Source organism: Pseudoclavibacter sp. CFCC 13611 (genome assembly GCF_008831225.1).
In the GTDB taxonomy this organism is placed as follows: domain Bacteria; phylum Actinomycetota; class Actinomycetes; order Actinomycetales; family Microbacteriaceae; genus Pseudoclavibacter_A.
Genome location: NZ_WBKE01000001.1, coordinates 277,167 through 298,653, shown reverse-complemented (window position 1 = coordinate 298,653; position 21,487 = coordinate 277,167). Strand labels below are relative to the sequence as shown.

The 21,487-nt window shown below is 65.7% G+C and carries 20 protein-coding genes and 3 tRNA genes; 12 read left to right on the top strand and 11 right to left on the bottom strand.

The window, feature by feature from the left end:
* Positions 1-30: 30 nt before the first annotated feature.
* From F8O08_RS01250 to F8O08_RS01230, 5 genes are all read left to right on the top strand, one after another.
* A complete protein-coding gene (locus F8O08_RS01250; RefSeq protein ID WP_192496920.1) occupies positions 31-834 on the top strand; it encodes a FadR/GntR family transcriptional regulator in 804 nt (267 codons plus the stop codon).
* 109 nt (positions 835-943) lie between these two features.
* Positions 944-1,016: transfer RNA gene (locus F8O08_RS01245), tRNA-Glu, on the top strand.
* Positions 1,017-1,074: 58 nt separating this feature from the next.
* A tRNA-Asp gene (locus F8O08_RS01240) sits at positions 1,075-1,148 on the top strand.
* A 67-nt stretch (positions 1,149-1,215) separates the two neighbouring features.
* Positions 1,216-1,291, top strand: a tRNA-Phe gene (locus F8O08_RS01235).
* A gap of 106 nt (positions 1,292-1,397) precedes the next feature.
* On the top strand, positions 1,398-1,877 hold the full coding sequence (locus tag F8O08_RS01230) for a MarR family winged helix-turn-helix transcriptional regulator (protein WP_158042351.1): 480 nt from the start codon (positions 1,398-1,400) through the stop codon (positions 1,875-1,877).
* Positions 1,878-1,949: 72 nt separating this feature from the next.
* Here the strand turns inward: F8O08_RS01230 and F8O08_RS01225 are convergent, their stop codons facing one another.
* The 3 genes from F8O08_RS01225 to F8O08_RS01215 all read right to left on the bottom strand — a co-directional run bounded on the left by F8O08_RS01225 (position 1,950) and on the right by F8O08_RS01215 (position 6,550).
* Positions 1,950-2,153, bottom strand: a complete 204-nt coding sequence (locus F8O08_RS01225) for a cold-shock protein (RefSeq protein ID WP_158038485.1) — start codon at positions 2,151-2,153, stop codon at positions 1,950-1,952.
* Between the two features lie 188 nt (positions 2,154-2,341).
* Entirely contained in the window at positions 2,342-3,253 is a 912-nt protein-coding gene (locus F8O08_RS01220; protein WP_158038486.1) for a neutral zinc metallopeptidase, read from the bottom strand.
* Positions 3,254-3,262: 9 nt separating this feature from the next.
* A complete protein-coding gene (locus F8O08_RS01215) occupies positions 3,263-6,550 on the bottom strand; it encodes an efflux RND transporter permease subunit (protein ID WP_158042350.1) in 3,288 nt (1,095 codons plus the stop codon).
* A gap of 188 nt (positions 6,551-6,738) precedes the next feature.
* On the opposite strand from F8O08_RS01215, the gene F8O08_RS01210 reads away from it, so the two are divergent.
* Complete coding sequence (locus F8O08_RS01210; protein WP_158030690.1) at positions 6,739-6,930, top strand: DUF3073 domain-containing protein; 192 nt, start codon at positions 6,739-6,741, stop codon at positions 6,928-6,930.
* A 148-nt stretch (positions 6,931-7,078) separates the two neighbouring features.
* Here F8O08_RS01210 and purM read toward each other — a convergent pair whose 3' ends face one another.
* The 4 genes from purM to F8O08_RS01190 all read right to left on the bottom strand — a co-directional run bounded on the left by purM (position 7,079) and on the right by F8O08_RS01190 (position 10,815).
* Positions 7,079-8,182: a phosphoribosylformylglycinamidine cyclo-ligase gene (gene purM / locus F8O08_RS01205; protein ID WP_158042349.1), complete on the bottom strand. Its 1,104-nt coding sequence runs from the start codon at positions 8,180-8,182 to the stop codon at positions 7,079-7,081.
* A gap of 94 nt (positions 8,183-8,276) precedes the next feature.
* Complete coding sequence (gene purF / locus F8O08_RS01200; RefSeq protein WP_158030688.1) at positions 8,277-9,848, bottom strand: amidophosphoribosyltransferase; 1,572 nt, start codon at positions 9,846-9,848, stop codon at positions 8,277-8,279.
* Between the two features lie 2 nt (positions 9,849-9,850).
* Positions 9,851-10,342 carry a hypothetical protein gene (locus tag F8O08_RS01195; RefSeq protein ID WP_158038489.1) on the bottom strand — a complete coding sequence of 164 codons (492 nt, stop codon included), beginning with the start codon at positions 10,340-10,342 and terminating at the stop codon, positions 9,851-9,853.
* A 14-nt stretch (positions 10,343-10,356) separates the two neighbouring features.
* Positions 10,357-10,815: a sterol carrier family protein gene (locus tag F8O08_RS01190; protein ID WP_192497712.1), complete on the bottom strand. Its 459-nt coding sequence runs from the start codon at positions 10,813-10,815 to the stop codon at positions 10,357-10,359.
* A 44-nt stretch (positions 10,816-10,859) separates the two neighbouring features.
* On the opposite strand from F8O08_RS01190, the gene purD reads away from it, so the two are divergent.
* The gene (gene purD, locus F8O08_RS01185; RefSeq protein ID WP_158038490.1) at positions 10,860-12,137 is read left to right on the top strand and encodes a phosphoribosylamine--glycine ligase; all 1,278 of its coding nucleotides are present in this window, start codon (positions 10,860-10,862) and stop codon (positions 12,135-12,137) included.
* A gap of 28 nt (positions 12,138-12,165) precedes the next feature.
* Positions 12,166-13,047 (top strand): phosphoribosylaminoimidazolesuccinocarboxamide synthase, encoded by an 882-nt coding sequence (locus F8O08_RS01180; RefSeq protein WP_158042348.1) that lies wholly within the window; start codon positions 12,166-12,168, stop codon positions 13,045-13,047.
* A gap of 107 nt (positions 13,048-13,154) precedes the next feature.
* On the opposite strand, the gene F8O08_RS01175 is transcribed toward F8O08_RS01180, so the two are convergent.
* Positions 13,155-14,891, bottom strand: coding sequence for a hypothetical protein (locus F8O08_RS01175; protein WP_158042347.1), 1,737 nt, complete (start codon positions 14,889-14,891; stop codon positions 13,155-13,157).
* Between the two features lie 187 nt (positions 14,892-15,078).
* Here F8O08_RS01175 and purS point away from each other — a divergent pair, with 187 nt between their 5' ends.
* The 4 genes from purS to F8O08_RS01155 all read left to right on the top strand — a co-directional run bounded on the left by purS (position 15,079) and on the right by F8O08_RS01155 (position 18,947).
* Entirely contained in the window at positions 15,079-15,333 is a 255-nt protein-coding gene (purS, locus tag F8O08_RS01170; RefSeq protein WP_158030684.1) for a phosphoribosylformylglycinamidine synthase subunit PurS, read from the top strand.
* A complete protein-coding gene (purQ, locus tag F8O08_RS01165) occupies positions 15,333-16,133 on the top strand; it encodes a phosphoribosylformylglycinamidine synthase subunit PurQ (RefSeq protein ID WP_158042346.1) in 801 nt (266 codons plus the stop codon). The genes purS and purQ overlap by 1 nt, the downstream gene beginning before the upstream one ends.
* Positions 16,130-18,427: a phosphoribosylformylglycinamidine synthase subunit PurL gene (gene purL / locus F8O08_RS01160; protein WP_158038494.1), complete on the top strand. Its 2,298-nt coding sequence runs from the start codon at positions 16,130-16,132 to the stop codon at positions 18,425-18,427. Before purQ ends, purL begins: the two co-directional genes overlap by 4 nt.
* A 154-nt stretch (positions 18,428-18,581) precedes the next feature.
* Positions 18,582-18,947, top strand: a complete 366-nt coding sequence (locus F8O08_RS01155) for a GNAT family N-acetyltransferase (RefSeq protein WP_158038495.1) — start codon at positions 18,582-18,584, stop codon at positions 18,945-18,947.
* 36 nt (positions 18,948-18,983) lie between these two features.
* Here F8O08_RS01155 and F8O08_RS01150 read toward each other — a convergent pair whose 3' ends face one another.
* The 3 genes from F8O08_RS01150 to F8O08_RS01140 form a co-directional block, all read right to left on the bottom strand.
* Complete coding sequence (locus F8O08_RS01150; protein WP_158030680.1) at positions 18,984-19,334, bottom strand: hypothetical protein; 351 nt, start codon at positions 19,332-19,334, stop codon at positions 18,984-18,986.
* A 103-nt stretch (positions 19,335-19,437) separates the two neighbouring features.
* Entirely contained in the window at positions 19,438-20,103 is a 666-nt protein-coding gene (gene nth, locus F8O08_RS01145; protein WP_158030679.1) for an endonuclease III, read from the bottom strand.
* An 18-nt stretch (positions 20,104-20,121) separates the two neighbouring features.
* A complete protein-coding gene (locus F8O08_RS01140) occupies positions 20,122-21,411 on the bottom strand; it encodes an adenylosuccinate synthase (RefSeq protein ID WP_158030678.1) in 1,290 nt (429 codons plus the stop codon).
* Between the last annotated feature and the right edge of the window lie 76 nt (positions 21,412-21,487).

Here is a 21,487-nt window from a genome sequence, read left to right as displayed (position 1 = left end):
TGGTTACTCAGGAACCTATTGAGGAGCAGCATGCCGACCACAGGATCGAAACGGGCCGCGCGAGTCATCTCCTGGCTTCGCGAGCAGGTCACCAGCGGAGCATGGCCGATCGGCACGAAGATCCCCACCGAACCAGAGCTCACTGAGCAGCTCGGCGTCGGGCGCAGCACAGTCCGCGAGGCGGTGCGCGCGCTGGCCAGCCTGGGCATTCTCGAGACTGCTCCCGGCCGAGGCACCTTCGTCCGGTCGAGCAGCCCGGTAAGCGCCGTACTCACCGACTACTTGGGAGAGAAAGAGATCTCGGACGTGCTCGGCATCCGCCGCACTCTCGAGATCGAGGCGGCCCGAAAGGCCGCCCTCGACCTGAGCGACGAGCACATCGACGCCCTGCGCCGCGCCCTCGAGGAGGAGCGCGAACACGTTCAAAGCGGCCACACCGAGGCACTCGACCCACCGGGGCCGTTTCATGTCGCGCTGGTGCAGGCCAGCGGCAACCCACTGCTGACCGAGCTCTATCAGGGGCTCGCACATGCGGTGAAGCTCGGCATCCGCGACGGCAAAGTCAAGTCATCGCCTGCAGACGAGAAGCTGCGCGATCACGAGCGCATCTTCGAAGCAGTGGTGAAGCACGATCTCGTCGAGGCGGTTCACGCGGCCAACGATCACGGTGATCGAGATCTCGTCGTGGTTCCCAGCGACGGCGAGACGAGTGACAACGGCAGCTCTGCGGCCTCGCCCGCCGAGCCCCCTGCTGTGTATCGGCGCATCGACACCCGCCGAGGCGGCTCGCTCTCGCCGGTGCGCATCTTCCGCGCTCCGGACGATGCACGCTAGGCTCGCGACACACCCCGCCGACGAATCCGTTTTGCACTCGGCGTCGGAATTCCGTAATGTATGACGTCGGTACTGCGGGTTCGGAAACATCAGAAACGCCAGAACAAGCGGCCCCATCGTCTAGTGGCCTAGGACACTGCCCTTTCACGGCGGTAACACGGGTTCGAATCCCGTTGGGGTCACAAAGCGGTGCCGGCAGCATGATATAGTTCCACAGGCAGTATCGGCAGTACACTGCATGGCCCTGTAGCGCAGTTGGTTAGCGCGCCGCCCTGTCACGGCGGAGGTCGCGGGTTCAAGTCCCGTCAGGGTCGCTTCGGCGACAGGAGCCCTTCCTTTTGGAAGGGCTCTTTCACCGATCGGGCCGTGTGAGCGCGCCCCGGCTCTGTAGCTCAGTTGGTAGAGCGCACGACTGAAAATCGTGAGGTCACGGGATCGACGCCCGTCGGAGCCACCACATTCCTCCTGCGCCTATATCTTCCTTTCACACCCTCATCGCGCGATCCCCTTCAGGGCCGCCCAGAATTCGTTGTAGCAGCAAGTTATGCTGCTACAATCGGCACATGACCGAACCTCGCTGGCTTTCCCCGATCGAGCTCAACGCGTGGATGCGTTTCGAGGCCGTCGTCGAGCTCATGCCCGGGGCACTCGACTCACAGCTGCAGCGCGACGCGCAGCTCACGCACTTCGACTACCTGGTGCTCGCCAAACTCTCTGAGCGCGACGATCGTGCCATGCGCATGACGCAGCTCGCTGCCTCGACGAACTCCACACTGCCCCGGCTCTCGCATGTGGTCTCGAGACTGGAGCGTCGCGGCTTCGTCGAGCGCTCCTCGTGCGACACCGATCGCCGTGTCACGATCGCCCGCCTGACCGACGCAGGGTGGGACAAAGTCGTCGCCTCGGCGCCCGGTCATGTCGAGAACGTGCGCGCGACGGTCTTCGATCAGCTCACTGCCGAGCAGGTCGTGCAGCTCGACCAGATCTGCTCGCGTCTGCTCGCCAAGCTCGACCCGGACAACCGACTCGAAGTGCAGCGCTGACCTGGGCATGAAAAAGCCCCGCACAGAGTGCGGGGCCAGGTCAGGTGCGCTCAGAGCGCCGACTGACGAATCTCAGATGGTGCGAATGTTCTCTGCCTGCAGCCCCTTGGGGCCCTGCACGACCTCGAACTCGACCTTCTGGTTCTCGTCGAGCGAGCGGAAGCCCTCAGACTGGATGTTCTTGTAGTGAGCGAACACGTCTGCGCTGCCGTCGTCAGGCGAGATGAATCCGTAGCCCTTTTCAGCGTTGAACCACTTCACGGTACCGGTTGCCATATCACTGCTCTTTCTTGCTGTTGCGCCGAGACTCTCACGACGACTTGTGCGGTGTTGCTTTGCACTCCGACAGAACAGTTGGGCCGGCGATGAGCAGCCCGACCTGCGGTACGGCGATCAAACAAAAACCTCGTGACCAAGTGTAGACGGATTCGCCGTCGACGCGCGGAGTTCGGTGACCGGCTGCCTCAGAGCTGTCGGTCGGGCACATCGAAGATCTGCAGGCATTTCTGCGGCCCCTGCTGCATGCCAGCCGTGAACCAGCGCTGACGCATCTCAGACGAGCCATGCGTCCAGGAATCCGGGTCGGCGTGGCCTTGTGCCTGCTCCTGGATGTGATCGTCGCCGACGGATGCTGCGGCGTTGAGCGCATCGGCCACCTGTGCCGAGGTGGGTGGCTCTAGATACGCCTGACCGTTCTCGTCTCGAGTCGTGGAGGCGGCTCCGACCCAGCTTCCGGCGAAGCAGTCGGCCTGCAGCTCAGTGCGCACCGAGCCTCCGGTTCTGCCGACGTCTTGTGTACGCTGCGAGGTCAGCAGGCCGCCCAGCTGCTGGATGTGGTGGCCCCACTCATGCGCCACGATGTAGAGCTGAGAGAGCGACCCCCCACTGGCGCCGTATTGCGAGCGCAGCACCTGGAAGAACGACGTGTCGATGTAGATCGTCTCGTCAGCGGGGCAGTAGAACGGCCCCGTCGACGACGTGGCACTGCCGCATCCCGTCGACGTCGCACCCGAGAAGAGCTGCATGTCAGGATCGTGATACGTGCCGCGCACATCCAACTGCGGGTACTCGTCTTTCCAGTACGCCGAGATGGAGCTCGCCGCACCGACCATGCGACAGTCGTCGCGCGCGTTGGCGTCGGCGCCGGTCAGACAGTCGTCGATCGGCGCCGAACTGCCGTCAGTCGTGCGAATCTGGCCGCCGTACTGGCCGGTGGCCGATTCGAGCGTGCCCGGGTCGATGCCGGTCAGCTGTGAGATCACGAACACCAGCAGCAGAACCACCAGCCCGCCTCCACCCGCGATGGCGGTGCCCCGAGCGCCCGACGATCGGCGCACATGAGACGGGTCGAGCTTGGCGTTGGGGTTGAAAGTCATGCCACCAGTCTAGGCAGGCGCACTCTCGGTCGAGGCCTCCGCCGACAGCCGTCGTGACCGCGCCCGGTCACGACGATCGCGGTGCCCTTCGACCGCCCAGTAGAGCACCGGCAGCACGATGAGCGTCAGCAGCGTCGACGACACCAGGCCGCCGATCACCACGAGCGCCAGCGGCTGCGAGATGAATCCGGCATGCCCGGTGATGCCGAGGGCCATGGGCACAAGTGCGAACACCGTGGCCGCAGCGGTCATCAGAATCGGCCGCAGACGACGAGAGGCGCCTTCGACGATCGCTTCGAGCGTGCCCACGCCCTTGGCCCTGAACTGGTTGACCAGGTCGATGAGCACAATCGCGTTGGTGACCACGATGCCCACAAGCATCAGCAGCCCGACCAGAGAGGCCGCCCCCAGCGGCGTGCCGCTGATCAGCAGGGCGGCAAGCGCGCCTGTCGCGGCGAACGGAATTGAGACCAGCAGCAGCAGCGGCTGTCGCAGCGATTTGAACGTCGCCACCATGATCACGTAGACGATGAGCACTGCGGCGAGCAGAGCGAGGCCCAGACTGCTGAACGCCGACGCCTGATCGCTGAGCACCCCGCCGATCGATGCGGTGACGCCAGCGGGCAGCTGGGTGTCATCCAGCAGCTTCGTCACTCCTGCAGAGACGGTGTTGAGCGACTCGCCTGCCGGGGTGATCGTCACCGTCGCCGAACGGCTGCCCCGCACCGAGCTGATCGACTGCGGCACCTGCTGCGTCTGCACGTCGGCGAGCGCGTCGAGGCGAACCGTGCCGGTGGGCGTCGTCACCGGCAGTGCCCGCAGTTCGTCTGCGGTCTTGGGCTGCTCGTCGCTGCGCACCACCACCGACACGTCTTTCGAGTCGATCGTCACCTTCGCAACCTGCTGGGGGTTCATCGCCGGGGCGAGGGTCTGGACGATCTGAGATTCGGTCATGCCGTGCTCCGCCGCACGCTGACGGTCGACGGCGACATGCAGCGTGTCAATCGTCGAACTCAGGCTGCTCGTGACCTCGGCCACGTCGTCGATTTCGCGTGCTCCCGAGACCAGCTGATTCGCAGCGTCCTCAAGGCGCTGGTCGTCAGGTGCCTCGACGTCGATCGCGATGTCGTTCGAGACTCCGGCGCCACCCGAGGTCGACAGCGAGAGATCGTCGGCGTCAGGCTGGGCGTTCAGCGCGTCACGCAGTTTCTGCTGCACCTTGGCGGCATCGGCCCCGTCGGCGAACGCCACTTGGAACAATGTGCTCTGCCCCGCACCGCCGCCGGCGAACGAGGCCATGCTGATACCGCCGGAGCTGCCGACAGTGGTCGAGACGGTCTGCACGCCGTCGACGTCGCGCAGCGCCTGCTCGACCGGCAGCGCACGCTGCGTCGCACTCTCGAGGCTCGTGCCCGGCCTGAGCGCCTGTGAGATGCTCGCCGTGTTCTGCCCCGAGTCGCCGATGAAGTTGGTCTGCATGAGCGGCGTCAGCGCCAGCGTGACGCCCAAGACGACGACCGCACCGACCAGCGTGAGCGCGGGATGCCGCAGCGTGCCGCGCAGCACCGGCTCGTACCAGCGTTGGAGGCGGGTGCGGGGCTCGTCTGCGAGCGCGTCGGTCGCTCCGAGCGTACGCTGACGACGCCGCGACTCCCCACGCGGCAGCGCGTCGCCTTCCCCTTCGCTCTCGCCCGTCGGGGCATCCGACTCTTTGGGCCCTCTGAGCAGCCAGTAGGCCAGCACCGGCACGATGGTCAGCGACACCAGCAGCGAGGCGATCAGTGCGATGACCACGGTGAACGCGAACGGTTTGAAGAGCTCGCCGACCAGGCCGGTGACGAACCCGACCGGCAGGAACACAGCCGCGGTGGTGAGCGTCGACGCGGTGATCGCGCCGGCCACCTCGCGCACACCGTGCAGGATCACCGCCGACTTGCGCTCGCCCCGTTCCAGGGCGAGATGACGGTTGATGTTCTCGATCACCACGATCGAGTCGTCGACGACTCGGCCGATCGCGATCGTCAGCGCGCCGAGCGTCAGCACGTTCAGCGAGTACCCGGCGGCTTCGATGCCGATGAACGTCACGAGCAGCGAGGTCGGGATCGAGATTGCGGTGACCAGCGTCGAGCGCACCGAGAGCAGGAAGAGCAGGATGACCACGATCGCGAAGGCCAGCCCCAGCAGCCCCTCGGTTGTCAGCGACTCGATCGACTGCTCGATCGACGGCGCCTGGTCGTACATCACTGAGAGGGTGATGTCGTTGCCGACCTTCGCCTGCAGCTCGTCCACCTGAGCGTTGATCTGCTTCGACACCTCGACGGTGTTGCCGGTCGGGCGCTTCGTCACCTGAATGGTCACGGCCGGCTGACCGTCGACTCTGCTGATGCCGGTGACCGGCGCCTCGGTCAGCGTGACCTGGGCGACGTCTCCCAGCCGCACGGGCGCAATCGCAGCGGACTGCGCCGCCCCACCGGCGGCAGTGGCGCCTTGGCTCGCACCAGCGCTGGCAGACTGACCAGCAGCACCGGCGGCAGACTGGCTCGCACCACCGGTGGCAGGCAGCAGCGGCAGCGCCGCCAGGTCGTCTGTCGAGGCGAACGAGTCGCCGACGCGCACTGAGAGATCTCGGTCTCCTTCAGTGATGCTGCCGGCACCGCCGACGGTGCCGTTGGCAGCGAGCGCCTGCGAGATCGAAGCTGCGGTCAGCCCGTGCTGGGCCAGCTTGGTCTGGTCGGGCACCACCCGAACCTCGCGACTGCCCCCGCCGACCACCGTGGCCGAGGCGACGCCGTCAACGTGTTCGAGATCGTTGGTCACTGTGGAGCGCAGCCGCTCAGCAATGTCGACCGGCGCAACCTGCGACGAGGCGGCCGAGAGCATGATCACCGGCAGATCGTCCGTCGAACCGGTCGCGATGATCGGATCAAGGTCTTTCGGCAGCTGGCTCGAGATGCGGTTGACCGCCTGCTGCACCTTCTGCTCGGCACCGACGCGATCGGTGCCGAAGGCGAACTTGGCCGTCACCATCGAAACCCCGGTGCTCGACGTCGACGACGTCGACTCGATGCCTTCGACGCTCTGCACCGCGGCTTCGATCGGTGCGCTGATCTGCGCATCGACCACATCTGGGGCGTCGCCCGGGCTCGACGACTGCACGACCACCATGGGCAGCTCGATGCTCGGCATGAGCTCCTGTCGAGCGCCGGTCATCGAGAACACGCCGAAGAAGGCGACCACGATGGTGATCAGCGCGATCAGCGCTCGGTTACGCATGCTGAGAGCAGTCAGTCGTGACATGTTTCCTTACCTGACGGGTTCCGGGAGTCGAGCCGCTTGGTGCATTGTTTCACACCTGTTTGAGAGGTTCGGCCAGGCCGCATCGGCCACAGCCGTGATAGACTTGCGGCCAGCATGTGCGCAATCCACGTGACAGTGGTCGTACGCGCCGTCTTAACGAATCATGACAGTGACAGGAGGTCTCGTTCATGGGACGCGGCCGCCAGAAGGCGAAACACACCAAAGTCGCCCGGGAACTCAAATACAACGTTCCTGCAACTGACTACGAGGCTCTCGAGCGAGAGCTGCGCAGCCGTGCTCATCACGACGAGGGCTCCAGCGAAGACTGGAGCGAGTACCACTACCCCGCCGACGACGAGCGCGACGAAGACGAACGCTGAGTTCCGAGCGCTGAGCAGAGCACTGCGCTCGCTCCTGCACACCCCTGTTCTCTCACACTCACACTGAGCGTCGAACGCTGCCAGAACGCGGCGTGGTGCAGGCGCCGAGCCGCGATGCTGCGTCGACAGCACGCGGCTCGCCCCGAGCTCAGCTGGCGAAGTCTCCGACGAGACGAACACCGCCCGCATGCACGCCCTTCGCACCGACGGTGAATCCGTCAGCCGCCAGATCGCGCTGGGCATCGCTGACCACACCGGCCTGCCAGGTCGGGATGCCCTGCTGAACGAAGGCCTGCTGCACGGCTTCGGCGCGATCGGCCTCGACCAAAGCCACCATGCCGATGCCCAGGTTCCAGGTGTCTTCGACCTCGCCCAGTGCGAAGCCTCCCAAATCGGCGAGCACGCGGAAGACCTGCGGAGGCTGCCAGGTCGAGCGATCGAGTTCGAGCCACAGACCGGCGGGCAGCACCCGGGCGATGTTCGCCGCGATGCCTCCACCGGTGATGTGGCTGAGCATGTGCACCGCACCCTTGGTCGTTGCGTTCTCGAGCACGCTCACCACCGGTCCGGCGTAGAGACGCGTGGGCTCCAGCAGCTCTTCGCCCACTGAGCGTGAGAAGTCTGCGATCGACGAGGTGTAGTCAAGCTCTGCATCGGCGAGCACGCGTCGAACGAGCGAGTAGCCGTTCGAGTGCAGGCCGCTCGAGGCCAGAGCGAGCACGACATCCCCCGAACGCACACGCGAAGGGTCGAGGCGCAGCTCGAAGTCGACCGCCCCCACGGCGGCGCCCGCAAGGTCGTACTCGTCGGGCCCCAGCAGATCGGGATGCTCCGCGACCTCCCCGCCGACCAGCGACGTGCCCGTCTCGGCACAGGCGCGCGCGATCGAGCCGACGATCTCGGCGATGCGCTCGGGAATCACCCGCCCGGTGGCGACGTAGTCGGTCATGAACAGCGGCTTCGCCCCGACCACGACGATGTCGTCGACCACCATGCCGACGAGATCCTGACCGATGGTGTCGTGCTTGTCGATCGCCTGAGCGATCGCGACCTTGGTGCCGACGCCGTCAGTCGACGTGGCCAGCACGGGATGGTCGAACTCTTTCAGCGCCGACACGTCGAACATGCCGGCGAAGCCGCCGACCCCGCCGATCACCTGAGGGCCGTGGGTTGCCTGAACCGCCGCCTTCATCAGTTCGACGGCGCGATCGCCGGCCTCGGTGTCGACTCCGGACTGCGCGTAGAGGCTCACAGGTTCTCCTTGGTGCTCTCGATGATGGGATCGCTGGTCGGTGCTGGGTGGTGCTGGGTGGTGTCGGTGCGGGATGCGGCGGGGCTCGATCGAGTCAGCGTTTCGGGGTCGAGAGCGCGCCGTGCGTAATGCCACTCTGCCCGCTCACCAGCCGGTCGAGCTCGGAGTCGGGGCCGGGATTGCAAGCCGCCGGGGCCTTCGCTCCTGCCTGCTCGAGCAGGTCTTTGCCCAACTCGTCGTCGCTCGGCAGCTCGATCGGGTACTGCCCGGTGAAGCACGCGGTGCACAGCTCGCTCTCGGGCTGCTGCGAGGCCTCGATCATGCCGTCTTTGCTCAGGTAGCCCAGTGAGTCGGCGCCGATCATGCTGCGGATCTCTTCGACCGAGGCGCCTGACGCGATCAGCTCGGCACGCGACGCGAAGTCGATGCCGTAGAAGCACGGCCAGGTGATCGGCGGAGACGAAATGCGCACGTGCACTTCGGCGGCACCGGCCTCGCGAAGCATCGCCACCAGCGCACGCTGGGTGTTGCCGCGCACGATCGAGTCGTCGATCACGACCAGACGCTTGCCTCGGATCACCTCGCGCAGAGGATTCAGCTTCAGACGGATGCCGCGCTGACGGATCGTCTGAGACGGCTGGATGAACGTGCGCCCGACATAGGCGTTCTTGACGAGACCCTGCCCATAGGGAATGCCCGACTGCTGCGAGTAGCCGATCGCCGCCGGCGTTCCCGAATCGGGAGTGGGAATCACGAGGTCGGCTTCGACAGGGTACTCACGCGCCAGCGCTTTGCCCATGTCGATGCGCGATGCGTTGACCGAGCGGCCGTGGATCGTGGTGTCGGGACGCGCCAGGTAGACGTATTCGAAGACGCATCCAGCTCGTTTCGTCTGCGCGAAGCGCTGACTGCGGATGCCGCTCTCGTTGATCGCGAGCAGCTCGCCCGGCTCGACCTCGCGCACGAACGAGGCGCCGACGATGTCGAGCGCGGCGGTCTCGCTGGCCACCACCCACCCGTGGTCGAGTCGGCCGAGCACCAGCGGGCGCACGCCCTGCGGGTCGCGTGCGGCGTAGAGCGTGTGCTCGTCCATGAAGGCGAGGCAGAACGCCCCGCGCACCTTTGGCAGAATCTGCATCGCGGTGGCTTCAAGAGTGTGGTCGGCGTCACCGCTGAGCAGTGCGGTGAGCACTGCGGTGTCGGTGGTGTTCCCATGCGAGAGCTCGCCGAACGTCTGGTCGGGATGCAGGTCGTGCAGCAGCCGAAGCAGCTCGGCGGTGTTCGTCAGGTTGCCGTTGTGGCCCAGTGCGATCGTGCCGTTGGCGGTCTTGCCGAGCGTCGGCTGAGCGTTCGCCCACGTCGAGCGGCCGGTCGTCGAGTATCGGTTGTGCCCGACCGCGATGTGCCCGGTGAGCGTGTTGAGCGATGACTCATCGAAGACCTGCGAGACCAGACCCATGTCTTTGTAGACCATGATCTGCTCGCCGTCGGAGGTCGCAATGCCCGCCGACTCGGTGCCGCGGTGCTGCAGGGCGAAGAGACCGAAGTACGTGAGCTTGGCCACCTCTTCGTCAGGCGCCCAGACTCCGAAGACACCGCATTCGTCCTGCGGACCCTTCTCGTTCGGCAGAAGGTCGTGGTTGAGCATGCCGTCACCGCGAGCCACGGTCACTCCTTGTCTTCTCCACCCGAGGCGGAGTTCGTGCGGTCTTCAGACGAGGCGTCGGCTCCCCCGTCAGACGCCTCAGCGTCAATTGTCGCACCGGCACCCCGGGCGAGGCCACCCCCAGCGGGAGATTCGGAGGCGGGCGCGGCCACGGCATCCGCCGCAGCCTCTTCGCCGTCACTCGTGAACTTCTCGTGCACAGCGCTGGCCAGGCGGGCCCGGCGCGCCATCACACGGTCGAGCACAAGGGCGATCACGAGCATGACCAAGGCGCAGACCACGGCGAGCGTCAGCCCCAGCAGCAGGAAGGCCTGCATCGGGCTGATCTGTCGCGTCGGGTCACCGTCGTCTGCCGGGTCACGCGGCTGTGCCATCGCGATCAGCGACACGACTGCAGAGATCACCAGGCCGATGACCGCTCCGAACATCGCGAACGTCAGATATTTGGGTGCCTGGCGCACCTGCACCTGCACCTCTTGGGTCTCTCGCCTCACCCAGACACCCTATCTCACTTGTTCGGCTGCCCTCTGCGCACCCGATGCAGCCCGGGAATCGGCAGCATGCCGTCGAGATGCGCCCGGGCACCGGAGGCATCGACCAGACCGGACGACAACGCCTCGGCCCAGAGCAGCCGGCCGCTCGCGAGCTCCAGCCAGGTCGCCGCATCGGTCTCGATGACGTTCGGAGGCGTGCCTCTCGTGTGCCGCGGCCCCTCGATGCACTGCACCGCGCCGTACGGCGGCACCCGCACCTCGACCGAATGGCCCGGGTGGTCGTCGGCGAGTGTCTGCAGCGTGAACCGCACGGCCGTCGCGATCGTCGCACGGGGAGCCGAGATCGTGCCCCGCTCGAGAGTGCCCTCGTCTGCGGGCTCGACCGGCGCATCCGCATCGCCCTCGCCCGCGCTCAGGCCGGCCAGCGCCGCATCGAACGCACTGATGCCGTCGCGTTCTTCGATTCTCTTCATCGCCACGGGGCGATTCTACGGGTCGGCTTCGGTAGGCTGGGCGAGTGAAGATTCTCGTACTCGGCTCGGGCGCGCGCGAGCACGCCATCATCCGTCGGCTGCTGGCCGACCAGACCACCCATGAGATCGTCGCGGCTCCCGGCAACGCCGGCATCGCGGCAGACGTGCCCGTCGTCGCCCTCGACGCCGCTGACGGTGCGGCCGTCGTCGCGCAGGTCGAGCGCGACCGACCTGATCTGGTCGTCGTCGGCCCCGAGGCGCCTCTGGTCGCGGGCGTGGCGGATGCCGTGCGCGCGCTGGGCGTGCCCGTGTTCGGCCCCGACCGTGACGCGGCTCGGCTCGAAGGCTCGAAGAGCTTCGCCAAGCAGGTCATGGAGGCCGCTGGGGTGCCCACCGGGCGCGCGGTTCGCGCCAGCACCCTGCCCGAGGCCGAGGCCGCGCTGGACGAATTCGGCGCCCCCTATGTGGTGAAGGCCGACGGTCTCGCCGCAGGCAAGGGCGTCATCGTCACCGACGACCGGGATGCGGCCGTCGCACACGCGAGCCGATGGATCGACCAGAGCGTGCTGATCGAGGAGTTTCTCAGCGGGCAGGAGGTCTCGCTCTTCTTTCTCGCCGACGGCACCCGGGTCGCACCGCTCTCTCCCGCGCAGGATTACAAACGCGTCGACGACGACGACCAGGGCGCGAACACCGGAGGCATGGGCGCCTATTCGCCGCTGCCCTGGGTGGGCGACGACTTCGTGGCGCAGGTGCGCGACACGGTGGCCCAGCCGACGATCACCCAGCTCGCGAAACAGGGCGACGAGTTTCGCGGTCTGCTCTACTGCGGTCTGATCATCACGCCGAAGGGCCTCCGCGTCATCGAGTTCAACGCTCGTTTCGGCGACCCCGAGACGCAGGTCGTGCTGCCTCGCCTCGAAGGCGAGTTCGGCGAGCTGCTGCTCGCCGCCGCCGAAGGCCGCCTCGACTCTGTGCCGGCACCTCGTTTCTCTCCCCAGCGCGCGATCACCGTGGTCATGGCCAGCGAGGGCTACCCCGAGCAGTCGCTCACCGGTCGGGTGATCACCGGCGTCGACGAGGCCGAGCAGCTGCCCGGTGTGAGCGTCATCCATGCGGCGACCGCCGATGAGAACGGCCATCTGATCGCCACCGGCGGCCGGGTGCTCAACGTTGTCGCGGTCGCCGACACCTTCGAGGCGGCTCGGGCCGCAGCGTATGCTGGCATCGAGCGCATCGGACTCGAAGGCGAGCACCATCGCGGCGACATCGCCGCTGCGAGCCGCACCCGCGCCGACCTTTTGACCGATCCGAACGCCTGACGACAACTGAACCACTGGAAAGGTGACCATGTCTTCGTCTGCCCTTGAGCTGCCCGGCTGGAAGCACGTCTACTCCGGCAAAGTGCGCGAGCTCTACATTCCTCTGAGCGCAGAGTCGCTCGACACCGCCACACAGGTGCTGATGGTGGCCTCAGATCGCGTCAGCGCCTTCGACCACATGCTCGAACCGCCCATCCCGGGCAAGGGCGAGCTGCTCAACCAGATGGCACTGTGGTGGTTCGAGAAGCTCGACTTCGCGAACCACGTGCTCAGCACCGACGTGCCAGACGCCGTCGCCGGTCGTGCGATCATCGCGAAACGGCTCAAGATGTACCCGCTCGAGGCGGTCGTTCGCGGCTACATCGCCGGATCAGGCTGGGAGGAGTACCAGCGCAGCGGCACCGTGTGCGGCATCGAGCTGCCCGCCGGACTCGAATTCGGAGACAAGCTGCCCGAACCGATCTACACTCCGGCGTTCAAGGCTCCTGCCGGCCAGCACGACGAGAACATCTCGTACGAGCAGAGCATCGATCTCGTTGGCGAAGAGGCGGCAAAGGCCATTCGGGACGCCTCGCTGAACCTCTACCAGCAGGGTGCGGCCATCGCCGAGCAGCACGACCTGATCATCGCCGACACGAAGTTCGAGTTCGGCAGCGACCTCGGCCGTCTGGTGCTGGCAGACGAAGTGCTCACCTCTGACTCGTCCCGCTACTGGAGTCGCGAGGCATGGGCCGAAGGCCGCCGCCGCGAGAGCTTCGACAAGCAGATCGTGCGCAACTGGCTGAGCGACAACTGGGACAAGACCGGGGTTCCGCCAGAGCTCCCCGCAGAGATCGTGCAGCAGACCGCAGCCCGCTACCGCGAGCTCTTCGAGAAGCTCACCGGCGAGAGCGCGCCGGCTGAGCGCTGACGGAGCAGCGCTCAGCCGACAGCACTCAGTTGAGCGGCAGGTCGAAGTTCTTCTTGTCGATCGTGCGGCCGTCGCTCGTCGGCTCGACATGCCTCGTTGCGATTCAATCAGCGTGACGCAGCCATTGATGCCAGGCTGAGCCCGACGTAGAGCACAATCAGTCCGGCGATGATGATCGCACTCGAGCTCATCACCGTGCGCAGCCGACGTCCGGGCTGAGACACATGCATGTGTCGAGTTGTCTGCTCCCCACGGGTCAGGGCAGCAGTCGGCCAGAGCCGCTCATCCCGCCATCTCTCCCAGCGCCGCACTCGGCGTTCCAGAACGCTTATTGCACCAGACAGCCGAACCCACGTCGCAGGATCCCGTGTCACGACATCGTACTTGCTGCGCAGCACGACGCGATCATCGATGAGTTCCACGTCAAAGCCGTGCACGTCATCCACTAACCAGGCCATAACGTCGGGGGTCATCAGATACAGCGCATCTCGCTCGTAACCGCTTGGACAGTACAAGTCGAAATGCCGGTCGAAATCGCCTTCAAGAGATAGCCGCTGAGTCTGAGCTGGTGCCAGAAATGACGAGAAGGCCGGCCATCCCCGGCGCCGACGTCGCAGCAGAACATTCGGCAGGCTAACTGAGGTGTGAACCTCGCAGATACCCCCAAACTGTCCCTGCCCATCGGTACCATCGCCGCTGCGCTCCGTGTTGGCGATCATCATCGGGCGGCCCCTGCGTCGGCGCAGCACACGAACCAGACGCAGATCGTCCCCGAGGGTTCGAAATCCTCGCGGGGAGTAATCGAATCCGTTGTCGTCGGCAAACCTGCCGTAGCGCATGTGATCGGCAACCGATGTGACCTGGCCACTCTGACGCGCGCTGAACGATGCAAAAAACACTCCTCCGACCGCAAGGAGCAAGGTGAACGCGCCCAAGCCCAACGTTTGAGACCCGAAGATCGGTTCGCCGTGTTTTACCACCTCCCCAGACAGAGTGACAAGCATGATGAGAACCACACATGGCACAGTCCACGCAAGACCGGTGAACGCGAGCTGGCGAACGCGCAACAGAGGTTCGAAGGTACTCGGGTGTTCACGTTTGGTCTGAGCGACTTCGGCCTGAGTCACTCGGCTCTGCAGCGCCTGCACATTGAAACGTATGGGGGTCGAATCGACTTCAGCTGGTTCAACGACATCGACATCGCGCCAGATCTTTCTCAGCAGCTGCGGACGCGTACCAGTCGATCGTTCACGCACATCGCTCAAACGCATACCGAAGTATGTGCTCGGCAAGACGATCAAAGCGGCACCGGCAATCGTGCCCAACCCGTCTGAATCATGACGCCCTGCATCTGAAGTTATCACCAGCCCGAAGACGAGCAGCGCGTCGAGAATCACCGGGCCAGCCCACAGCGTCAACATGCGCAACCACCCGTGCAACGGCCGGTAGCGCCACGCGAGTGCCCCACCATAGACGCACGGCAGCGAGAAGATCAGAATGACAGCGATCAAGTCGTCCAAGCCAATCGCCAAGACAGCTGCGACGATCCACAGCCCTGCCACTAAGTCTGCCATCCACATCGGCACGTCCGTGAGATGGAGCATATCCCGGTTCAAAGGCACCAGCCGAAGACCGCGGAAGGAACTCGTGTCAGAGTCAACGGCATCGTCGGGATCAGATTTGACACGGCGCAATGCTCGTCGTCGAAAAATGGTTCGTACCATGGGAGCAATGCCTCCCCCAGCAGAAAATACGACGGGCATCCAAGTGAGAACAGGCAGCCCCTTCACCCAAAGCACGATGACGAACACAACACTCAGGAGGCCAAATCCGATCTGAGCCATGACAGCAGCTTGCCGAGCAGCTGCTTTGTCTCGTTCATCACAGACAGTGGAGCCCAAGATGGCGCCGTTCAACGCAGATGTCATATGTTGCAGGGTACCGGCTCAGATGCGGGCTCCAGTCTGCTGAGACTAGAATTGATCTGTCTCATCAGGCGCAACAATCACTCACACGGTAAGGCGAGTATCAGTGTCGAAGATCATTGTCGAAATCATGCCCAAACCAGAGATTCTGGACCCTCAGGGCAAAGCGGTCGCCGGGGTGCTGCAGCGTCTCGGCCATGAGCAGATCACGGGCGTGCGCATCGGCAAACGCTTCGAGGTCGAGGTCGACGGCGAGGTCAGCGACGAGCTGCTCTCCAAGGTGGCCGAAGTGGCAGCCGACGTCTTCTCGAACCCTGTGATCGAAGACGTCGTCAGCGTCGCCGCCGCCAAGGAGGACTGATGGCCGACGCGACCACAGCATCCCCCGCACGGCCGGCGCGCATCGGCGTCGTGACCTTTCCCGGCACGCTCGACGACGGCGACGCCCGCCGCGCGGTGCGCTTCGCCGGGGCCGAGGCCGTCGCTCTCTGGCACGCCGACACCGACATCTCAGGCGTCGACGCCATCGTGCTGCCGGGTGGGTTCAGCTACGGCGACTACCTGCGGGCCGGCGCGCTCGCGACGCAGTCGCCGATCATGCGCTCGATCATCGAAGCGGCGAACGACGGTCTGCCCGTGCTCGGCATCTGCAACGGCTTTCAGGTGCTCACCGAGTCTCATCTGCTGCCCGGTGCGCTCGTGCGCAACGAGCACCTGCATTTCATTCGACATGATCAGAGCCTGCGCATCGAGTCGACCGAGACCGCGTGGACGAACGGCTACGAGCGCGGCCAAGAGGTCGTCATTCCACTGAAGAACGCCGAAGGCCGCTACGTGGCCGACGAGACGACGCTGCAGCAGCTCGAAGACGACGGCCGCATCATCGCACGCTACATCGACGGCAACCCCAACGGCTCGGCCCACGACATCGCCGGCATCACCAACGCCGCAGGCAACGTCGTCGGCCTCATGCCGCACCCCGAGCACGCGATCGTGCCCGGCTTCGGCCCCGACACCGCCGAGCGCATGCGCTCGGGCACCGACGGCCTGACCTTCTTCACCTCTGTGCTCACGCATCTGGGCATCGCACCCGTCGACGATGTGGTGCCCGCCTCACACGCACCAGAGCACCACACCGCAGACGCAGGGATTCGCGAATGACCACCACACAGAACCCAGCCGTGCCCCAGCCCGACAGCGTGCAGCACGCCGCCGAGACGCCCGACGTCGCACAGCCCTACGACCAGCTCGGCCTGACCGCCGACGAGTACCAGCGCATCCGTGACATTCTCGGGCGCCGCCCCACCTCAGGCGAGCTCGCAATGTACTCGGTGATGTGGAGCGAGCACTGCTCGTACAAGTCGAGCAAGAAGTACCTGCGACAGTTCGGCGACACCACTCCGGAGCAGCGCGAGCGCATGATGGTCGGCATCGGCGAGAACGCCGGCGTCGTCGACATCGGAGAGGGCTGGGCCGTCACGTTCAAGGTCGAGAGCCACAACCACCCGAGCTTCGTCGAGCCCTTCCAGGGTGCGGCCACCGGCGTGGGCGGCATCGTGCGCGACATCATCTCGATGGGCGCACGCCCGGTCGCGGTGATGGATCAGCTGCGCTTCGGCGCGATCGACGCTCCCGACACCCGCCGCGTCGTCGACGGAGTCGTGCGCGGCATCTCGGCCTACGCGAACAGCCTCGGCCTGCCGAACATCGGCGGCGAGACCGTCTTCGACAAGGTGTATCAGGCGAACCCGCTGGTGAACGCCCTCGCGGTGGGCGTGCTGCGCCACGACGAACTGCACCTGGCCAACGCCAAGGGCGCCGGAAACAAAGTCGTGCTCTTCGGTGCGCGCACCGGCGGCGACGGCATCGGCGGCGCGTCGATCCTCGCCTCTGACACATTCAGCGAAGGCGGGCCCACGAAGCGGCCGGCCGTGCAGGTCGGCGACCCCTTCGCCGAGAAGCTGCTCATCGAGATGTGCATCGAGCTGTTCAAGCACGATCTCGTCGAGGGCATCCAAGACCTGGGTGCGGCGGGCATCTCGTGTGCGACCAGCGAGCTGGCGGCCAACGGAGACGGCGGCATGACCGTCGAACTCGACAGCGTGCTGCTGCGCGACCCCACGCTCACCGCCGAAGAGATTCTGATGAGCGAGTCGCAGGAGCGCATGATGGCCGTGGTGCGGCCTGAGAAGCTCGATGCCTTCCTCGCCGTCGCCGAGAAGTGGGCCGTCGAGACCTCGGTCATCGGCGAGGTCACCGACGGCGACCGTCTGATCATCAACTGGCGTGGTGTCGAGATCGTGAACGTGCCGCCGCGCACGGTCGCCGTTGACGGGCCCGTCTACGACCGCCCGGTGCAGCATCCGGCATGGATCGACGACTTGCAGGCCGACACTGCGGCCGCACTGGAGCGCGACAACTCAGGCGAGGGTCTGGGCGACACACTGCTGTCGATCATCGCAAGCCCGAACCAGGCCGACACAGCGCTGATCACCGACCAGTACGACTACTACGTGCTGGGCAACACCGCGTTCTCGTTCCCCGAAGACGCCGGCATGATCCGCGTCGACGAGGAGACCGGTCTGGGCGTGGCTCTCGCGACCGACGCGAACGGACGCTACGCGCAGCTCGACCCGCGTGCCGGCGCCCGACTCGCGCTCGCAGAGGCCTACCGCAACGTCGCCGTGAGCGGCGCTGTGCCCGCCGCGGTGACTGACTGCCTGAACTTCGGCAGCCCCGAGAACCCCGAGGTCATGTGGCAGTTCTCCGAGGCAACCGCCGGGCTGGCCGCGGGCTGCCGCGAGCTGGGCATCCCGGTGACCGGCGGCAACGTGAGCTTCTACAACCAGACCGGTGACACTCCGATTCACCCGACGCCCGTCGTCGGCGTGCTCGGCATCATCGACGACGTCGCGCGCCGAGTGCCGAGCGGCTGGCAGGATGAGGGCCACAACCTGTATCTGCTCGGCACGACCTATGACGAGCTCGACGGTTCGGCCTGGGCTGAGACGGTCTACGACCACCTCGGCGGTGTGCCACCGACAGTCGATCTGGCGGCAGAGCGCAAGCTCGGCGAGATTCTCGCCTCGCTCGCCCGCGAGGGTCTGGTCACCTCGGCGCACGATCTGAGCGAGGGCGGCCTGGGCGTCGCGCTTGCCGAGGGCGTGATGCGCTTCGGCGTCGGTGCGCGGGTCTGGCTCGACGAGATCATGTCGCGCGATGAGGTGGATGCCACGGCTGCGCTGTTCTCTGAGTCGACGGGCCGCGTGCTGGTCTCGGTCGCTCGCGAAGACCAGGTTCGGTTCGAGGGCATGCTCTCGGCACGGGACTACCCGGTGATCCGCATCGGCGTGACCGACCAGACCGTGGGCCTCGAGGTGCAGGGGCTGTTCTCGATGGGCGTCGACGTGCTCCGGGCTGCGCATCAGGGCACGCTGCCCCGCTACTTCGGCTGAGAGGCTGCTGCGCTGCGACAGCGCCGACCGACGGGGCTTCCCGTTCGTCGGCGCTGTCGCTCGTTAACGAGTCACTGCGGTGACATCTCGCCGGCCGAGCTGCATCGTATAAGTTCGCTGGCTCTTCTGAACGACCATCACGTAGCGTGACGGCATGAGCGAGCACCAACAGCATCCACATGACGACGTCGACATCAGACACCTGCCCGACGAGCACGCCTTCGCTCTCTACGACGGCGACGCTCGTATCGGCCGCATCGACTATGCGCGCGACGGGACGGGGTCAGACAGCGTGATCGATCTGCATCACACCGAGGTCGACAAGGAGTACGGCGGTCGTGGGCTCGCCGGGCGGCTCGTGCGCACCGCAGCCGACCACTTCGCGGCTGAGGCCGACCAACCGCGACTGAAGGCCACGTGCCCGTATGCGCGCGGATGGCTGTCGCGGCACACCGATGACTACGGCAGGATCTTCGACCCCGAGTTCATGAAGAGACTGCAGGGTGAGGCGTCCGAGTAGCCGGTCAGGCAGGCTGCGAGCTGAGGTATGGTCTGATCAGTGCCAGAGCGTCGCGACCGCGACGTTGACGAGCGCGAGCCCGCCGACGGCATGCGCCAGGCCGACCGGCACGGTCTCACCGCGCACTGCCTTGCCGCGGCCCACGAACGCCGCAGCGGCGATCACGATTGCGAGCACCAGCTTCACGCCGATCTTGATGTAGTTGATCGTGTGCCCGTCCATTTCGGCAAGGCCCACCAGTGCGATGCCGCTGACCAGCTGCACGAGTGCGCCGATGAGCTGCCACTGCGTCACCGTCGGGGTCTTGAACGTTGCCAGCCACCCGCCGACGAGTGCCGCCGCGCCGAGAATGTGCAGAAAGACCAGGATGGAAGTGACGATGCTCATACGACCACGATATCCACGGTCGAGTCACAGCGCCCGCGAGCACCGCCTTGCCTGACCTACAGCCGATGTTTGCACAGCCGGAAGCGCCGGCGCAGCACGCCTTTCACGGCGCGAACGACGGACACAGCTGCGCGAGCGGACAGCTGGCGCACTCCGGCTTGCGCGCATGGCAGATGCGTCGCCCATGCCAGATGAGCTGGTGTGAGAGCTGAGTCCAGTCTTTCTTCGGGAACAGCTCCGCGATCTCGAACTCCACCTTGACGGGGTCTTTCTGCTTCGTCCAGCCGAAGCGCCGCACCAACCGCCCGAAATGGGTGTCCACAGTCAGCCCCGGCACTCCGAACGCATTGCCCAACACCACGTTGGCCGTTTTGCGCCCGACCCCGGGCAGCGTGACCAGCTCGTTCAGCCGATGCGGGATCTCCCCATGAAAGTTCTCGACGACGCCCTGTGCCATGCCGATGAGGTTGCGCGACTTGGCCCGGAAGAACCCGGTCGAGCGAATGATCGACTCGAGCTCGATCGGGTCGGCCTCGGCGAGCGCCTGCGGCGACGGATACCGGGCGAACAGCGCCGGGGTGACCATGTTCACCCGGGCGTCTGTGCACTGCGCCGAGAGAATCGTCGCCGCCGTCAGCTCGTACGGCGAGCGAAAGTCGAGCTCGCAGTGAGCCTCTGGATACGTCTCAGCGAGGATTCGCCCCATCTTTCGCGCACGGCGGGTGCGCGCGAGCGGCGTCTCGCGTTCGACGTCGGCCCAAGTGGTCATGCGGATGCCCGGGTCGGGTCAGTCGTGCAGCATGCTGTGACGCTCGATGATCGCGTCACGAGCAGCACCTGTGCCGATCACCGAGATGCGTGCGCCGGAGAGCTCTTCGAGATGCTCGACGTAGGCTTTGGCATTCGCTGGCAGATCGTCGAACTCGCGCGCGGTGGAGATGTCTTCGCTCCAGCCTGGGAAGTACTCGTAGATCGGCTTGGCGTGGTGGAAGTCGCTCTGATTGACGGGCATCTCGTCGAAGCGCGTGCCGTCGACGTCGTAGGCCACGGCCACAGGGATCTTCTCGATGCCGGTGAGCACGTCGAGCTTGGTGAGCACGAAGTCGGTGACCCCGTTGACTCGCGCGGCATAGCGCGACACCAGCGAGTCATACCAGCCGGTACGGCGCGGGCGCCCGGTGGTGACGCCGAACTCGAAGCCGGTCTTGCGCAGGTAGTCACCGCTCTCGTCGAAGAGCTCGGTCGGGAACGGCCCGGCTCCCACTCGTGTGACATAGGCCTTGGCCACGGCGATCACGCGGTCGATGCGGTTGGGGGCGACGCCCGAACCGGTCGCTGCACCGCCCGAGGTGGGATTCGACGAGGTGACGAAGGGATAGGTGCCATGGTCGACGTCGAGCATGGTCGCCTGACCGCCCTCGAAGAGCAGGGTCTTGCCAGCGTCGAGCGCCTGGTTCAGCTCGAGCGAGGTGTCATGCACCATCGGGCGCAGTCGGTCGGCATAGCCGAGCAGCTCGTCGACGATCTCTTCGGCGTCGATGGCGCGACGGTTGTAGAGCTTGACCAGCAGCTGGTTCTTCTGCTCGAGCGCACCCTCGACCTTCTGCCGAAGGATGTTCTCGTCGAAGAGATCCTGAACGCGCACGCCGACGCGGTTGATCTTGTCGGCGTAGGCGGGGCCGATGCCGCGACCGGTGGTGCCGATCTGGCGTTTGCCGAGAAAGCGCTCGCTCACACGGTCGAGCACACGGTGATACTGCGTGATGACATGCGCATTCGCGCTCACCCGAAGCTTCGAGGTGTCGACGCCGCGAGCCTCGATCGCGTCGAGCTCTTGAAAGAGCACTTCGATGTCGACCACCACACCGTTGGCGATGACCGGCACGACGCCGGGGCTGAGAATGCCCGAGGGCAGCAGGTGCAGGGCGTACTTCTCGTCGCCGATGACCACGGTGTGGCCGGCGTTGTTGCCGCCGTTGTACTTGACCACATAGTCGACGCTGGAACCGAGCAGGTCAGTGGCCTTGCCCTTTCCTTCGTCGCCCCATTGAGCTCCGACCAGAACGATGGCAGGCATTCGGCACCTCTCACTTGTTCGCTGTTGTGCGCCGTCGGCCTAGGAACATGGCGTTCGTCAGCAGGCACGACATTCC

What these genes read in the sequence shown, in the direction of transcription:
- F8O08_RS01215 (WP_158042350.1), bottom strand. Translation starts at nt 6,550, where the DNA reads ATGTCACGACTGACTGCTCTCAGCATGCGTAACCGAGCGCTGATCGCG.
- F8O08_RS01250 (WP_192496920.1), top strand. Translation starts at nt 31, where the DNA reads ATGCCGACCACAGGATCGAAACGGGCCGCGCGAGTCATCTCCTGGCTT.
- purL (WP_158038494.1), top strand. Translation starts at nt 16,130, where the DNA reads ATGACCACCACACAGAACCCAGCCGTGCCCCAGCCCGACAGCGTGCAG.
- F8O08_RS01230 (WP_158042351.1), top strand. Translation starts at nt 1,398, where the DNA reads ATGACCGAACCTCGCTGGCTTTCCCCGATCGAGCTCAACGCGTGGATG.
- F8O08_RS01155 (WP_158038495.1), top strand. Translation starts at nt 18,582, where the DNA reads ATGAGCGAGCACCAACAGCATCCACATGACGACGTCGACATCAGACAC.
- F8O08_RS01210 (WP_158030690.1), top strand. Translation starts at nt 6,739, where the DNA reads ATGGGACGCGGCCGCCAGAAGGCGAAACACACCAAAGTCGCCCGGGAA.
- F8O08_RS01150 (WP_158030680.1), bottom strand. Translation starts at nt 19,334, where the DNA reads ATGAGCATCGTCACTTCCATCCTGGTCTTTCTGCACATTCTCGGCGCG.
- F8O08_RS01140 (WP_158030678.1), bottom strand. Translation starts at nt 21,411, where the DNA reads ATGCCTGCCATCGTTCTGGTCGGAGCTCAATGGGGCGACGAAGGAAAG.
- F8O08_RS01190 (WP_192497712.1), bottom strand. Translation starts at nt 10,815, where the DNA reads ATGAAGAGAATCGAAGAACGCGACGGCATCAGTGCGTTCGATGCGGCG.
- F8O08_RS01180 (WP_158042348.1), top strand. Translation starts at nt 12,166, where the DNA reads ATGTCTTCGTCTGCCCTTGAGCTGCCCGGCTGGAAGCACGTCTACTCC.
- F8O08_RS01175 (WP_158042347.1), bottom strand. Translation starts at nt 14,891, where the DNA reads ATGGCTCAGATCGGATTTGGCCTCCTGAGTGTTGTGTTCGTCATCGTG.
- F8O08_RS01220 (WP_158038486.1), bottom strand. Translation starts at nt 3,253, where the DNA reads ATGACTTTCAACCCCAACGCCAAGCTCGACCCGTCTCATGTGCGCCGA.
- purQ (WP_158042346.1), top strand. Translation starts at nt 15,333, where the DNA reads ATGGCCGACGCGACCACAGCATCCCCCGCACGGCCGGCGCGCATCGGC.
- nth (WP_158030679.1), bottom strand. Translation starts at nt 20,103, where the DNA reads ATGACCACTTGGGCCGACGTCGAACGCGAGACGCCGCTCGCGCGCACC.
- F8O08_RS01225 (WP_158038485.1), bottom strand. Translation starts at nt 2,153, where the DNA reads ATGGCAACCGGTACCGTGAAGTGGTTCAACGCTGAAAAGGGCTACGGA.